Raw genomic sequence first — 14686 nt, 5'->3', positions numbered from 1 at the left:
CTCTCCGTCTCCAAAAATTGTCGAATTAAAACTCTTTCACTGTAGCAGGCCGTCAACTCCCTGTCAGCATCCGGGCCTAGCCTGCTATGCTGGACAGGAATACGGCACCACAGGATAACGACAGGAGACGGCAATGCAGACTCTGCAGGAGATGTACCAGTCGAAACGCGGCAGCGCCCTCGACGCCCTCGATCACTTGCTCGACGGTGACATGATCATCGTGCCCACCGGGGTCGGCGAGCCCCCTTCCCTGCTGCACGCGCTATCCGAACAGTACCGGCGCTTCAACGACGTCAAGGTCGCGCAGATCCTGGCGATGCGCAAGTACGGCTACTTCGAGAAAGCGTGCCGGCCGCACGTGCGCCACGCGGCGCTGTTCTTCGGCGGCGCCTCGCGCGCCGGCGGCCAGGGCGGCTGGTGCGACTTCATCCCGAACTATTTTTCCGAGATCCCGACCCTGATCGAACGTGGCCTGATGCCGGCCGACGTCGTGTTCGCCATGGCCTCACCGATGAGCGCCTCCGGCCACTTCGCCCTCAGCCTGGGCGCCGACTACACGATGGCGGCGGTGGCCAAGGCGCGCGCGGTGGTGCTCGAGGTGAATCCGAACGTGCCCTTCACCCATGGCCAGTGCCACGTCCATCTGTCGCAGGTGACGGCGATCGTCGAGAGTGACGACCCGATCATGGAAGTCGGCCTGCCGAAGATCGGCCCGGTGCAGGAAGCCATCGGGCTTCTCGTGGCCGAACACATCGAGGACGGTTCGACCCTGCAGATCGGCTACGGCGGCATCCCGGACGCGGTGGTGATGCAACTGACCGGCAAACGCGACCTCGGCATCCACACCGAGATGATCGGCGACGGCATCCTGACCCTGGTCGAATCCGGCGCCGTCAACAACAGCAGGAAGACCCTGTTGCCGGGCAAGATGGTGGCCACTTTCGCGCTCGGCTCGCGCAAGCTCTACGAGTTCATGCACCACAACCCGATGCTGGAGATGCATCCGTCGAACTTCACCAACGACCCGTATATCGCCGGCCAGAACGACAAGCTGGTGACGATCAACGCCAGCCTGCAGGTCGACCTGCTCGGGCAATGCGGCAGCGAAAGCATCGGCCACCTGCCCTACTCAGGCACCGGCGGCCAGGTCGACTTCGTGCGCGCCGCCAACCGCTCGCGCGGCGGCAAGTCCTTCATCGTGCTGCCTTCGACCGCCAAGGACGGCACGGTGTCGCGCATCGCGCCGACGCTCTCGCCCGGCACCCACGCCACCACCAGCAAGAACGACGTCAACTATGTGGTGACGGAATGGGGCGTGGCCCAGCTGCGCGGCAAGTCGGCCAAGCAGCGCGCCCAGGCGTTGATTGCGATTGCGCATCCGGATTTCAGGCCGTGGCTGAGAGAAGAAGCCGACAAGATGTGCGTGTTTTGATTCGACGCTCCTCTTGATTCCTTCCCGAAACTCACGGCGGCGATCCTGAGCGCATGCCATGATGCCGCCATCGCAAGCACAGGAGGATCGATGAACCGAGTAGACGACATCGGCACGGACGAACACGTGCGCGGCCCGCAGGATGCCGCGCTGACCTTGATCGAATATGGCGATTTCCAGTGCCCCTACTGCGCGCGGGCACATGCCGGCCTGACCGCCCTGACGGACGAGGTCGGCAGCATCCGCCTGGTGTACCGCCACCTGCCGCTGGCCGGCTTCCACCCGCTGGCCGAACTCGCGGCGGAAGCGGCCGAGGCCGCCGGCAGCCAGGGCAAGTTCTGGGACATGCACGACCTGCTGTTCGAACAGCAGCGCACGGTCATGGACAAGCAGGACCTGGCCGTGCTGGCCGAAAGCCTGGACCTCGACATCGAGCGCTTCCGCATCGAAGTGCTGGAGCGCCGCCATCGCCCGCGCGTCCAGCAGGATCTCGCGCGGGCCCACCATGACGGCGCCACCGGCACGCCGACCTTCTTCATTAACGGCGTGCGCTATCGCGGTGATTCGGATCGCGATTCGCTGCGACGGGCCCTGGAAGAGGCGCTGGGACGCTGACGGCGCGTTCGGCCACGGCGGCCGCCGGGTGCATCAGGCCGGGCTCCGTCACCGCCAGCCAGCCGCCGCCCGCCGGCAGCAGCGGCACCAGCAGCAGCGCGACGATGTTGATGATCTTGATCAGCGGGTTCACCGCCGGCCCGGCCGTGTCCTTGTAGGGGTCGCCGACCGTGTCGCCGGTGACGGCCGCCTTGTGGGCATCGGAACCCTTGCCGCCGAAGTGATTGTCCTCGATGTACTTCTTGGCGTTGTCCCAGGCGCCGCCGCCGGTGGTCATCGAGATCGCCACGAACAGGCCGGTGACAATGGTCCCCATCAGCATGCCGCCCAGGGCGATCGGACCCAGCAGCATGCCGACCGCCACCGGCACCACCACCGGCAGCAGGGAGGGCAGGACCATCTCGCGGATCGCCGAGGCGGTCAGCATGTCGACGGCCTTGTCGTATTCCGGCTTGCCGGTACCGGCCATGATGCCGACGATCTCGCGGAACTGGCGCCTGACCTCGACCACGACGGCGCCGGCGGCCCGCCCCACCGCCTCCATCGCCAGCGCCCCGAACAGGTAGGGCACCAGGCCGCCGATGAAGAGGCCGACGATCACCATCGGATTCGACAGCTCGAAGCTGATGCGGGTGCCGCCCGCCTCCAGCGCATGCGTGTAGTCGGCGAACAGCACCAGCGCCGCCAGCCCGGCCGAGCCGATCGCATAGCCCTTGGTGACGGCCTTGGTGGTGTTGCCGACGGCATCGAGCGGATCGGTGACGGCGCGCACGCTGTCCGGCAGGCCGCTCATCTCGGCGATGCCGCCGGCGTTGTCGGTGATCGGCCCGTAGGCGTCCAGGGCGACGATGATGCCGGCCATCGACAGCATGGCGGTGGCGGCGATGGCGATGCCGTACAGCCCCGCCATCGCAAAGGCCAGCAGGATCGCGGCGCAGACCGCCAGCACCGGATAGGCGGTCGCCTTCATCGAGACGCCCAGGCCGGCGATGATGTTGGTGCCGTGGCCGGTGGTGGAGGCTTCGGCGATGTGGCGCACCGGGCGGAACTCGGTGCCGGTGTAGTACTCGGTGATGTAGACCATCGAACCGGTCAGCAGGATGCCGACCAGGGCGCAGCCCAGCATGCGCCAGCGCATGGCGTCGTCCGGCCACACCAGCCAGGTGACCACGGCAAAGCCGATCAGCGACAGCCCGGCCGACCACCATAGCCCCGTGTACAGGGCCGACATGATCTTGTGCCCGGGCCGGTTCTTGACCAGCGAGCAGCCGATGATCGAGGAGATGATCGACACCGCGCCCAGCAGCATCGGGTAGATCACCGCCGTCCCGCCCATCGTCGGCACCATGAGGGCGCCGAGCAGCATGGTCGCCACCAGCGTCACGACATAGGTCTCGAACAGGTCGGCCGCCATGCCGGCGCAGTCGCCGACGTTGTCGCCCACGTTGTCGGCGATGACGGCGGGATTGCGCGGATCGTCCTCGGGAATGCCGGCCTCGACCTTGCCGACGAGGTCGGCGCCGACGTCGGCGCCCTTGGTGAAGATGCCGCCGCCCAGGCGCGCGAAGATCGAGATCAGCGAGGCGCCGAAGGCCAGCCCGACCAGGGGCTGGATGGTGTCATGCAGAGACAGCGCCGGGTCGGCGCGCGCCACCAGGAGCCAGTAGAACAGCGAGACCCCGAGCAAGCCGAGGCCGACCACCAGCATGCCGGTGATGGCGCCGCCGCGGAAGGCCACGTGCAGGGCCTGGTCCAGTCCGAGTGAGGCGGCCTGGGCGGTGCGGACGTTGGCGCGCACCGAGACGTTCATGCCGATGAAGCCGCAGGCGCCGGAAAGCACGGCGCCGGCCAGGAAACCGGCCGCGGTCAGACCGCCGAGAAGAAAGAAGATGAGCACCAGCAGGATCACGCCGACGATGGCGATGGTGCGGTACTGGCGCGCCAGGTAGGCCGACGCGCCCTGCTGGATGGCCAGCGAGATTTCCTGCATGCGGCCGTTGCCGGGATCCTGTTGCAGGACCCAGCTGCGCGACCACAGCCCGTAAAGTACCGCGATGACGCCGCATGCGACGGCGAAGCCCAGCTGTGTGGATGCCATATCGTCCCTCCCCCATTGTCCTTCGATCAAGTACTACTATTACTTACGCGAGTAATGCGAACTTTGATCCAAAAACCTGGACGGATGGCACGACGTCATCCGGAGCCAACGGGCGGCCGCGTTCTGCGGGCGCGCCCGGATAAGCGATTATTCAGCCAGTGCGGCGAAGGCGGCCTCGCGCACCTGCTCGACCGGGCCCACGCCCGAGATCTTGCGGTACTTGGGCGCACCCGGCAGGCCCGACTGCGCCCACTTGTTGTAGTAGCCGAGCAGGACTTCGGTCTGGTTGTGGTAGACGGCCAGACGCTTCTTGACGGTTTCTTCCTGGTCGTCGTCACGCTGGACCAGCGGCTCGCCGGTGACGTCGTCCAGGCCTTCCACCTTCGGCGGATTGAACTTGACGTGGTACACGCGGCCCGAAGGCTGGTGGGTGCGGCGGCCGGTCATGCGCTCGACGATCATCTCGTCCGGCACGTCGATTTCCAGCACGTAGTCGATGTTCACGCCGCTTTCCTTCATCGCGTCCGCCTGCGCGATGGTGCGCGGGAAGCCGTCGAACAGGTAACCGTTGGCGCAGTCCGCCTCCTTCAGGCGCTCCTTCACCAGGCCGATGATGATGTCGTCCGACACCAGCTGGCCCGCGTCCATCACCTTCTTCGCCGCCAGGCCCAGCTCGGTGCCGGCCTTGATGGCTGCACGCAGCATGTCGCCGGTGGAGATCTGGGGAATATTGTATTTTTCTTTAATGTAATTCGCCTGAGTGCCTTTACCGGCGCCGGGGGCTCCTAACAGAATGAGACGCATGAAGGATTTCCTAAAAGGTGTTGAAGACGGTCATCATTTCTGATGGCCGAGTTTGATGCATATTTGACTAGCTTGATCCGAAAGTTACCACAAAAGCAGGCCCCGACGCCACTGCCGGAGGGCCATCGCAGGGTCTGCTTGACATGGCGCAGACCGCTAGCGCCATGGTTTCCATCAGGATCAAGATGCGAAGTAAGAACGTACCCGCGCCAGGTCTTCCGGGGTGTCTACCCCAGCCGCAGGGGCGCTGTCGGTGACGTGGACCGCGATCGGCACGCCATGCCAGAGCACGCGCAACTGTTCCAGCGCTTCGATCGTTTCGAGCGGGGAGGGTTCCAGTTGCGGATACTGCTGCAGGAAAGCGTTGCTGTAAGCATACAAACCGATGTGGCGCAGCGGCACGTAGCCGCCCGGCAAGGCGTCGCGGTTCTGGGCGAAACCGTCGCGGTGCCAGGGGATGGTGGCGCGCGAGAAGTAGAGGGCGCGGCCGAGCTTGTCCAGCACGACCTTGACCACGTTCGGATTGAAGGCGTCCGCCGCGTCGTGCAGCGGATGGGCGCAGGTGGCCATCGGCACCTCGGCGCCGATGCGGGCCGCGCAGGCGGACAGCAGGGCCGGGTCGATCAGCGGCTCGTCGCCCTGCAGGTTGACCACGACGGCATCGGCGGGCAGGCCGAGGGTGCGCGCCACTTCGGCGATGCGGTCGGTGCCCGACGGATGGCTTGCTTCGGTCATGCAGGCTTCGACGCCATGCGCGGCGCAGGCGGCGAGGATGTCGGCGTGGTCGGTGGCGACCACGATGCGCGCGGCGCCGGACGCTTTGGCGCGCTCGGCCACGCGCACCACCATGGGCTTGCCACCGAGGTCGGCCAGCGGCTTGTTCGGCAGCCGGGTCGAAGCCAGGCGCGCCGGGATGATGACGATGAAGCTCATGAGGCGATTCAGACGGCCGGTTCGACCTTGCGGGCCTGGTCGGCCCACATGATCGGGATGCCGTCGCGGATCGGATAGGCCAGGCGGTCCGGGCGGCAGATCAGCTCCTGCGCTTTCTTGTCATATTCGAGCGGGCCTTTGCACAGAGGGCAGACCAGGATATCAAGCAGTCGGGCGTCCACGACATTTCTCCACGATTTGAGCGGCCAGCGCAGGGTCGATCTGCGCCGTGACCGGGACGACCCACAGGCGCGGGTCGTTGTTCAGGTGTTCAAGTTGCCGACATTTTACTGCATCCTTCTCGGTAATCAGGATGAGCCCGGCGCCCAGGTCCTGGAAAGGATCGTCCAGGAAGTCGTGGTGGTCGGGCAGCGGCAGCTCCTGCGGCGCCAGGCCGGCATTCCGCAGCATGGCGAAGAAGCGTCCCGGATTGCCGATGCCGGCCGCGGCCACGACGCGCTTGCCGGCCGCAACGCCGGCCAGCTCGGCCAGCGGCAGGCGCCGCGCCGGATCGCAGAGCTGCTCGGCATGATCGCCCGCCAGCCGCATCTGGTAAGGCCGGCCGCCCACCGCCAGCGCCAGCGCCGGCGTCAGCTCGGGCGTATTGACCACCGTAAAATCTCGGCGGCGCGAAGGCGGCTCGCGCAGCGGCCCGGCCGGAAGTAGCCAGCCGTTGCCGACGCCGCGACCGTCGAACAGCACCAGCTCGACGTCGCGCCGCAGCGCGTAATGCTGGAGCCCGTCGTCCGTCACCAGCACGTCGACCCCGGGATGGCGCGCCAGCAGATGGCGGCCCGCCTCGGCGCGGCGGCGCCCCACCACCACCGGGCAGCCGGTGCGGGCGGCGATCAGCAGCGGTTCGTCGCCGACTTCGCGCGCGCTTGATCCGGCCAGCACCTCGCGCGGACCGCTGTCGGCATCGCCGCCATGGCCGCGCGAGATCACGCCCGGGCTCAGGCCGGCTGCGCGCAGCTGCTCGACCAGCCAGATGGTCAGCGGGGTTTTACCCGTACCGCCGATGAAGATATTGCCGACCACGATGACGGGCACCGGCAGGCCTTCGGATGGCAGGATGCCAAGGCGGAACAGGCCCGCGCGCAGGGCCGCCAGCAGGCGGAACAGCAGGGACAGCGGCCACAGCGCCAGGGCCAGCGGGCCGCGCCGCAGCCAGGCGCGGGTGAGGGTTGATTCGAGGGAGGATGCCATATCAGGAACGATACGCGTTACCGCATAAACGTCGTTCCCGCGAAAGCGGGGACGACGGTAGCTTGGCGCCGTGTTTACTTCTGCCCGCCCGTCTGCGCCGCGAACGTCAGCTTGTCATACCCCGCCATGCGCGCCGCTTCCAGCACATTGATCACCATCTGGTGCATGGCAAACTGGTCGGCATTCACGATGATCACCGGGTCCTTGACCGGATTGGCCAGCGGCTGGCCGTCCGCGCCGGTGCTTGCCGCGCGCTTGAGGTCGTCGGCGAGGCCGGCCACGCCGTGGAAGGACACCGGCAGGTTATTCACAGTGTAATTACCCTTGGCATCGACGGTGACGTTGATCTCGAAGGGCTTGTCGATCGCCTTCTCGGCGTCGGCGGTCGGCAGGGTGATCTGCAGCTCGGTGAACTTGCTGTAGGTGGTGGTGACCATCAGGAAGATCAGCACCACCAGCAGCACGTCGATGAACGGGATCAGGTTGATCTCCGGATCCTCGCGCTTGCGGCCGCGGCGGAAGTCCATCATTTGCGGGCACCGTGGACGACGTCGACGAATTTCACGGCCTTCAGCTCCATATCCATGATGAAGCTGTCGACCAGGGCGCGGAAGTGGCGGTAGAACACCAGGGCCGGCATCGCGATCGCCAGGCCGAAGCCGGTGTTGTACAGGGCCACCGAGATGCCGTGGGCCAGCTGGGCCGGATTGGTACCGGACGCATTCTGGGCGCCGAAGATCTCGATCATGCCGACCACGGTGCCGAACAGGCCCATCAGCGGCGCCAGCGAGGCGATCGTGCCCAGGGTGGTCAGGAAACGCTCCAGCACATGGGCCACGCCCCTGCCCGCCTCTTCGATCGACTCCTTCATCACGTCGCGCGGGGCGTCGACGTTGCGCAGGGCCGCGGCCAGCACGGCGCCGAGCGGCGAGTTGGTCTGCAGCTTGTCGATGATGTCCGGCGTAACCTTGCCGCTGCGATAAACCTGAATGACTTCGTCGAGCAGCTGGCGCGGCAGGATTTTTTCGCGGCGCAAGTAGATCAGGCGTTCGATGATCAGCGCCAGTGCGATGATCGAGGCAATCAGCAACAACCAGATGGGCCAGCCGGCGGCTTGGAGAATGGCGAGCAAAAGGAACTCCTGGGTGAATGGAAAACGGTGCGTATGTGTATAGAAAAACTATACGTGAACGAATTCCGCAATGTAACGTGTTGCCCGCTTTGCGGCAAGTAGAGTTCTGCACACTTTCTGTGGATAAAAGTGTGCGCAAGCCTGCCACCGACAGGCAAGTTCTTTGATTCTTAAAGGATATTTTTCCATGCGTAAAAACATGGCACCCTGATCGAGGGATTTCCAATACGCAACAAAGTCCTCTTGCGACAAGGACACTTGCCCACAATTTCTGTGGATAAATTTGTGTGAAATAGCCTTTCCACAAGGTAAGTTATTGATTTTAATCAGGTAAATTTTCCCGATGAAAAATTTAGCAGGGCGGCGACCGGATTCCGCCCCTTCAGCCGAGTCTGTTTCTTCACATTTTTTGTGGACAAAATTGTGCGCAAGAGCAAATACCCGCCGTAAAGCCTTTGATTCATAAGGAAAAAATGGCCGAGCCCGTTTTTTGGGCAGGATGGGGTTCTCCACACCGCCCCGGTCTTTGCACACAAATTGTGGAAAACGATGTGAGCAAGGCCACTCAATCAAGCCTAAGCGTTTGAATTCAAAGGAAATAGCTCGTTGAGCCTAAAATTTAGGCAGAACCGGGGGCTTCCCAGTGCTGGTATAGTCCCATCCCTGACGATGCCAGGGCCGGAATGCCGTGACATCGGTCCGATACCGCCGACGCGACGAAGCGAAACAGTGGACATCCCCAGGCAGGCAGGATTCTTCACAAATTTTGTGGAAAAGATTGTGAGCAAGGCGCTTGATCGATATCAAAGTATTTGAATTTAAAGGATAATTTATCTCTGCAGAATTTTTAGGCAGGCGCCGGCTTGTGCACAACACCCTGCCCTGGCCGCCCGGATAGCCCGGGTGTGCACATAAATTGTGGAAAACGATGTGAGCAAGGCCCTGAACAGCAGCCTAAGTACTTGATTGCCTTAAGAAAACATATGCATGCCTTATTTTTATGCAAGCGGGATCGCCGAAGCGCTTATCCACTTCCTCACAGATTCTGTGGATAAGATTGTGGCCAAGTGCCGGCCGGACTCGACAAGTCTTTGATCCGTAAGGAAATTTTGTTTCTGCATCGAAATCAGGCAGCCAAAATAAACATTAAAAATCAACTGTTTACAAAAACAATTTGTTGTACACCCTGAGATATGGCGCCCGTATCGGGCCGCCCTATTTTTGTGGACAGTTCCATTTAGCTCATCCATATGCTGACTTCCTCCGACGCCGATCAGGCCTACGCCGCCCCGCCCGTCCTCACCGTCACCGCGCTCAACCAGCAGGTCGCGCGCCTGCTGGAACGCTCGTTTCCGCTGGTGTGGATCGGCGGCGAAATCTCGAACTTCACCCGCGCGGCGTCCGGACACTGGTATTTCACGCTGAAGGATGACGCCGCCCAGGTACGCGCCGTGATGTTCCGCGGCCGTGCCCAGTACGCCGGCTTCACGCCGCGCGAAGGCGACAAGGTCGAGGTGCGCGCCCTGGTCACCCTGTACGGCGCACGCGGCGACTACCAGATCAACGTGGAGGCGATCCGCCGCGCCGGCGTCGGCGCCCTCTACGAAGCCTTCATGCGCCTGAAGGACAAGCTGTCGAACGAAGGCCTGTTCGACCAGGAGCGCAAGCGTCCGCTGCCGCTGTTCACGCGCGCCATCGGCATCGTCACCAGTCCCCAGGCAGCGGCCCTGCGCGACGTTCTCACCGCGCTGCGGCGCCGCGCCCCGCATGTGCGGGTGGTGCTCTACCCCGCCCCCGTGCAGGGCCAGGGCGCGGCCGAGAAGATCGCCGAGGCCATCGCCACCGCTTCCCGCCGGCGGGAAGTCGACGTGCTGCTGGTCTGCCGCGGCGGCGGTTCGATCGAGGATCTCTGGAGCTTCAACGAGGAAGTGGTGGCGCGCGCCATCAACGCCGCCGCGATGCCGGTGATCTCGGGCGTGGGCCACGAGACCGACTTCACCATCGCCGACTTTGCCGCCGACCTGCGCGCGGCGACGCCGACCGCCGCCGCCGAGCTGGCCGCCACCGCGCGCGACGAGTGGATGAGCTCGCTGGAAGCGGATGCGGACGACCTGCGCCGCGCCATGGACCGCATCCTGTCCGAGGCCAACCAGGGCCTGGACAAGCTCAGCAGCCGGATGATCAGCCCCTCCGACCGCATCGCCAACCAGCGCCTGACACTCCTGGGCATGGCCAGCGGTCTGACGCATGCGGTGCGCGCGCCCATCAACCGGAATGGCGTGCTGCTGGCCCAGCTGCAGCAGCGCTGGGCCCGCCACCTGCCGGACCTGCGCTCGCTGCGTACCCTGCTGGCGTCGGAGCGGCGCCAGCTGGTGTCCGGCATGACGGGCCAGCTGCGCCAGCGCCGCGAAGCGCTGGCCGCGCTGTCCGCCCAGCTGGAGCTGCTGAACCCGCAGCGCACGCTCGAGCGCGGCTATGCGATCGTCCGCAATGCCAAGGGCAAGGTGCTGCATTCGCCTGGCCAGATCAAGCCGCGCGACACCATCATGGTGCGCCTGGCCGAGGGCAGCGCCGAGGTCGGCGTGGCAAGCGTGCAAGATCTGCTAGAGTAATCTGCAACCTTTTCGCATCCGGTTTAGAATAGCGACCGTTTCGGAAGAACGACCCGTTTCCAACCAATCAAGGAATAAGACATGGAACATACTCTGCCGCCGCTGCCGTACGCCAAGGATGCCCTCCAGCCGACCATGTCGGCTGAAACCCTGGAATTCCACTATGGCAAGCACCACCAGGCCTACGTGACCAACCTGAACAACCTGATCAAGGGCACCGAGTTCGAAAACCTGTCCCTGGAAGAAATCATCAAGAAATCGCAGGGCGGCGTGTTCAACAATTCCGCCCAGGTGTGGAACCACACCTTCTTCTGGAACTGCATGGCCCCGAACGCCGGCGGCGCCCCGACCGGTCCGGTCGCCGACGCGATCAACGCCAAGTGGGGTTCCTTCGACAAGTTCAAGGAAGAGTTCCAGAAATCGGCCGTGGGTAACTTCGGTTCGGGCTGGACCTGGCTGGTCAAGAAGCCGGACGGCACCGTCGACATCGTCAACACCTCGAACGCCGGCACCCCGCTGACCACCGAGAACAAGGCCCTGCTGACCGTCGACGTCTGGGAGCACGCCTACTACATCGACTACCGCAACGCCCGTCCGAAGTTCGTCGAGTCGTGGTGGAACATCGTCAACTGGGACTTCGTGAACAAGAACTTCGCGTAATCACCTCAGCCGCTCAGGCTTGGCGCCCAGCCAAGCCTCCAGGCGCCGCACGCCGGCTACATGCATTTGCGCTTGCATGTGCAAACCGAGCTTGGTGCGGCGCCACAGAATATCTTCCGCCGTCTGCGCCCATTCCTGCCTGACCAGCCAGTCCGCCTCGACTTCGAATAGACCTGGCACGATTTCTTCTCCCAGATCCGCGCGGCTGCGGCAATGGCCGAGCATGGCGCTCAACCTGGTACCGTAGGCGCTCGCATAGCGGGCTACCAGCGTTCGCGGCAAGCCGGCATACTGCTGCTGGCGCGCTTGAATCCATGCCTTGGCCTCCCGCACTGCGCGGGCACTGGGCTGGCGCCCGAACAGGTCGCCGCCCGGCAGGCAGGCTTTGTCGGTCCAGCCCGGCACATGGCGGCCCAGCGCAGGCGCGATCCAGTCCACCGCCTGCTCGGCCAGCTTGCGGAAGGTTGTGACCTTGCCGCCGAAAACGGACAGCAGGGGTGCGCCGTCCAGGCAGGTCTCCAGCCTGTAGTCGCGGCTGGCGCTCTGCGCGCTCATTGCTCTGCTACCGCCCTCCTCCCCGATCAGCGGCCTGACACCGGCATAGCTCCATACCACGTCCTTCGGTGCGATCGGCTGCGCAAAAACCCGGTTGATGGCTGCGCACAGGTAATCGATCTCCGCAGCCTCGACGGCCACACGGTCGAGGTCGCCCCGGTAGTCGGCGTCGGTGGTACCGACCAGGGTGAACTGGCCTTCGTAGGGAATGGCGAACACGATGCGGCCATCCGGCTGCTGCAGAATGTAGGCGCTGTCGTGCTCGAACAGGCGCGGCAGCACGATATGGCTGCCCTTGATCAGGCGTAGCGGGCGCGGGCGCGCGCCCGTGCCGGCCAGGCCAAGGAAGCTCGCGGCCCAGGGACCGGCGGCGTTGACCAGGCAGCGTGCCTTGACACGGATCTCGATGTCCTTTCCCAGTAGCGTGGCCACCCAGCGCTGCGGCTCGCGCACCAGGGCGGTACAGCGAGTGCGCGTGAGGACGGTGGCGCCGCGCTCGCTTGCATCGACGGCAGCCAGCACGACCAGCCGGGCATCATCGACCCAGGCATCGGAATAAGCGAAGGCATGCGTGTAGCGCGGCTGCAATGGCGCCCCGGCCGAGTGCTCGTGCAGGGCAATCATTTCCGAACCTGGCAGAAAATCACGATGCGCAAGGTGGTCATAGAGGAACAGGCCAGCGCGGACCAGCCAGGCCGGACGCTGGCCGGCCCCACCGCCGCCAGCAGCATGCGGCATAAGGAATCGCAGCGGACGCATGATGTGCGGACCGCTCTTCAGCAAGACCTCGCGCTCAGCCAGCGCCTTGCGCACCAGGCCGAATTGATATTGCTCCAGATAGCGCAAACCACCATGGATCAGCTTGCTCGACGCCGACGAGGTGTGCTGGGCCAGGTCATCCTTTTCGCACAGTACTACCCGCAGCCCACGCCCGCTGGCATCGCGCGCGATGCCGGCACCATTGATGCCGCCGCCCACCACCAGCACGTCGCAATCGATGCATCGTGAACGTTCGCTCATGTTCCATTCTCGTTTTGCAGGATATGGAAATTCTGGATGCCATTTTACGTATGGCAAAAGCTGTGCAAGAAAACGACAAATAGAGTTTATATCGTTGAGTAAATCTTCGCACTAAACCCGTCACCGCCGAACAACGATCTAGTCATGCATATCAAGATTAATTTCTTGGCCTGCCGAAATAAATTATGTAGCTCCAGCTTCAGAGGCCACATCCTGGCGCGTGAGGACAGCGCGATATCCCGACATCTTGTCGATCATATATCCAAAGCTGTCGACACCCAAGTTTTCCTTCCTCTTCCGTAAATTTTCATTCCATTCGGTCACTCATCACTAAGACAGATATTCTTCTGCAGCCTTGAGCCTGATCAAATCGCGAAAACGCTACCTGCGCAAATAATCAACAAATAGAGAAATAGATTTCACGCATTAGCTCTAAAGATATTTTTTCTTGGAATAAATTTAATTTCATAAAAAAAATTTACTTAATTAAATTTATAGAGCAATTCTGAACCCAACATAAGATCCGTCATCATGCCAAGATTAAATAGCGCCAACAATCATATTGGAATCAAGCACTTGTGTTCAAAGTTGGTTTCATTGCATCGGACAAAGAAAATGGCTTTGATGATCATGGCAGACCTGATCGCACTGCCAGTCTGCTTTCTCATTGCCCTGTTACTGCAGGGTGGCGACCAGAAGCTTCTCTTCAGTTTCGGCCCGGGCTCCTATGCATTGATTGCTGCAATTACAATTGCCACGTTTTCCGTGTCAGATCTTTATCGCGCCGTCATCCGCTTTATTGAACATCGCCTGCTTGGCATCACAGGGATATCACTGGCCATCGCTATCCTCTGTGTCTATATTGTTATGGCTTTTATTCACGAGGAAAGCTTTCCACGTAGTACCCTGGCCATTTACTGGTTCATCGTGTTTTCCTATGTTATTGCCTCCCGCGTCGGCGTACGGAATCTCCTGCGTCATCAACATGCACATACGGGGTCAGATCCCGAGTTGGTGGCAATCTATGGTGCCGGCGAAGCCGGAGCCAAATTGGCTACCACCATGCGCACCAGCGAGGAATACCGTCCGGTCTGCTTCTTCGATGACAAGCACGCACTGAACGAACGTAAGATCGGCGGCTTACGCGTCTTTAATACCGAGCGCCTGGCGGAAGTCGTCAACACCATGCACATCCGCTCGATCGTCATCGCGATTCCGTCGGTGTCTCAGGAGCGCCTGCGCGACATCATGCAGCGCATGGCCCAGACTGGCGTCAGCACCAAGATCCTGAGCCGCCTGGTCGACCTGGCGGACGACAGGGTCAGCTCGCACAAAGCCATCCGCGAACTGAAGTTCGAAGACCTGCTCGGCCGGCCGCCGGTGCCGCCGCGCATCGACCTGTTCGCCCGCTGCGTGCGCGGCAAGTCCGTGCTCGTGACCGGCGCCGGCGGCTCCATCGGCAGCGAGCTATGCCGCCAGATCGTGACCGTCGCGCCGAGCCGCCTGCACCTGCTCGACCACTCCGAGTTCGCGCTCTACACGATCCGCCAGGAGCTGGCCACCCGCTTTCCCGACATCCCCATCGAAGCCCACCTCGGCTCGGTATGCAATGCCGACCT

General features: G+C 63.1%; 14 protein-coding genes. 5 read left to right on the top strand and 9 right to left on the bottom strand.

The genetic code is table 11. The annotated features are described in order from the left end of the window. The first annotated feature begins 133 nt into the window (after positions 1-133). Both AC1DOP_RS25580 and AC1DOP_RS25575 read left to right on the top strand, forming a co-directional pair. A complete protein-coding gene (locus AC1DOP_RS25580; RefSeq protein WP_442124314.1) occupies positions 134-1432 on the top strand; it encodes an acetyl-CoA hydrolase/transferase family protein in 1299 nt (432 codons plus the stop codon). Between the two features lie 90 nt (positions 1433-1522). Beyond that, complete coding sequence (locus AC1DOP_RS25575; protein WP_442124313.1) at positions 1523-2047, top strand: DsbA family protein; 525 nt, start codon at positions 1523-1525, stop codon at positions 2045-2047. Here the strand turns inward: AC1DOP_RS25575 and AC1DOP_RS25570 are convergent. From AC1DOP_RS25570 to AC1DOP_RS25535, 8 genes are all read right to left on the bottom strand, one after another. Further along, positions 1971-4145, bottom strand: a complete 2175-nt coding sequence (locus AC1DOP_RS25570) for a sodium-translocating pyrophosphatase (protein WP_442124312.1) — start codon at positions 4143-4145, stop codon at positions 1971-1973. The genes AC1DOP_RS25575 and AC1DOP_RS25570 overlap by 77 nt on opposite strands. 147 nt (positions 4146-4292) lie before the next feature. Continuing rightward, complete coding sequence (adk, locus tag AC1DOP_RS25565) at positions 4293-4949, bottom strand: adenylate kinase (RefSeq protein ID WP_442124311.1); 657 nt, start codon at positions 4947-4949, stop codon at positions 4293-4295. 180 nt (positions 4950-5129) lie between these two features. Further along, positions 5130-5882 (bottom strand): 3-deoxy-manno-octulosonate cytidylyltransferase, encoded by a 753-nt coding sequence (kdsB, locus tag AC1DOP_RS25560; RefSeq protein ID WP_442124310.1) that lies wholly within the window; start codon positions 5880-5882, stop codon positions 5130-5132. Between the two features lie 8 nt (positions 5883-5890). After that, a complete protein-coding gene (locus tag AC1DOP_RS25555; protein WP_442124309.1) occupies positions 5891-6064 on the bottom strand; it encodes a Trm112 family protein in 174 nt (57 codons plus the stop codon). Then, positions 6045-7088: a tetraacyldisaccharide 4'-kinase gene (gene lpxK / locus AC1DOP_RS25550; RefSeq protein WP_442124308.1), complete on the bottom strand. Its 1044-nt coding sequence runs from the start codon at positions 7086-7088 to the stop codon at positions 6045-6047. Before lpxK ends, AC1DOP_RS25555 begins: the two co-directional genes overlap by 20 nt. A 74-nt stretch (positions 7089-7162) precedes the next feature. After that, a complete protein-coding gene (locus AC1DOP_RS25545) occupies positions 7163-7615 on the bottom strand; it encodes an ExbD/TolR family protein (protein WP_442124349.1) in 453 nt (150 codons plus the stop codon). Beyond that, positions 7615-8220, bottom strand: coding sequence for a MotA/TolQ/ExbB proton channel family protein (locus AC1DOP_RS25540; protein WP_442124307.1), 606 nt, complete (start codon positions 8218-8220; stop codon positions 7615-7617). Before AC1DOP_RS25540 ends, AC1DOP_RS25545 begins: the two co-directional genes overlap by 1 nt. A 48-nt stretch (positions 8221-8268) precedes the next feature. After that, positions 8269-8733: a hypothetical protein gene (locus tag AC1DOP_RS25535; protein ID WP_442124306.1), complete on the bottom strand. Its 465-nt coding sequence runs from the start codon at positions 8731-8733 to the stop codon at positions 8269-8271. Between the two features lie 737 nt (positions 8734-9470). Between AC1DOP_RS25535 and xseA the strand changes: the two genes are divergently transcribed. Together xseA and AC1DOP_RS25525 are read left to right on the top strand one after the other, a co-directional pair. Further along, the gene (gene xseA, locus AC1DOP_RS25530) at positions 9471-10832 is read left to right on the top strand and encodes an exodeoxyribonuclease VII large subunit (protein WP_442124305.1); all 1362 of its coding nucleotides are present in this window, start codon (positions 9471-9473) and stop codon (positions 10830-10832) included. A gap of 81 nt (positions 10833-10913) precedes the next feature. Then, the gene (locus AC1DOP_RS25525; protein ID WP_442124304.1) at positions 10914-11492 is read left to right on the top strand and encodes a superoxide dismutase; all 579 of its coding nucleotides are present in this window, start codon (positions 10914-10916) and stop codon (positions 11490-11492) included. Here the strand turns inward: AC1DOP_RS25525 and glpD are convergent, their stop codons facing one another. Next, complete coding sequence (gene glpD / locus AC1DOP_RS25520; RefSeq protein ID WP_442124303.1) at positions 11493-13067, bottom strand: glycerol-3-phosphate dehydrogenase; 1575 nt, start codon at positions 13065-13067, stop codon at positions 11493-11495. Between the two features lie 615 nt (positions 13068-13682). On the opposite strand from glpD, the gene AC1DOP_RS25515 reads away from it, so the two are divergent. Further along, positions 13683-14686: nucleoside-diphosphate sugar epimerase/dehydratase (locus tag AC1DOP_RS25515; RefSeq protein WP_477254070.1), on the top strand; the 1004-nt coding region annotated here is incomplete at its 3' end.

The organism is Massilia sp. 01N410, from assembly GCF_056399665.1.
The sequence above is the reverse complement of the archived record's forward strand: the minus strand, read 5'-3'. Positions and strand labels throughout refer to the sequence as shown.

Coding starts and splice junctions, on each gene's coding strand:
- AC1DOP_RS25580 (WP_442124314.1), top strand. CDS start 134: ATGCAGACTCTGCAGGAGATGTACCAGTCGAAACGCGGCAGCGCCCTC.
- AC1DOP_RS25575 (WP_442124313.1), top strand. CDS start 1,523: ATGAACCGAGTAGACGACATCGGCACGGACGAACACGTGCGCGGCCCG.
- AC1DOP_RS25570 (WP_442124312.1), bottom strand. CDS start 4,145: ATGGCATCCACACAGCTGGGCTTCGCCGTCGCATGCGGCGTCATCGCG.
- adk (WP_442124311.1), bottom strand. CDS start 4,949: ATGCGTCTCATTCTGTTAGGAGCCCCCGGCGCCGGTAAAGGCACTCAG.
- kdsB (WP_442124310.1), bottom strand. CDS start 5,882: ATGAGCTTCATCGTCATCATCCCGGCGCGCCTGGCTTCGACCCGGCTG.
- lpxK (WP_442124308.1), bottom strand. CDS start 7,088: ATGGCATCCTCCCTCGAATCAACCCTCACCCGCGCCTGGCTGCGGCGC.
- AC1DOP_RS25545 (WP_442124349.1), bottom strand. CDS start 7,615: ATGGACTTCCGCCGCGGCCGCAAGCGCGAGGATCCGGAGATCAACCTG.
- xseA (WP_442124305.1), top strand. CDS start 9,471: ATGCTGACTTCCTCCGACGCCGATCAGGCCTACGCCGCCCCGCCCGTC.
- AC1DOP_RS25525 (WP_442124304.1), top strand. CDS start 10,914: ATGGAACATACTCTGCCGCCGCTGCCGTACGCCAAGGATGCCCTCCAG.
- glpD (WP_442124303.1), bottom strand. CDS start 13,067: ATGAGCGAACGTTCACGATGCATCGATTGCGACGTGCTGGTGGTGGGC.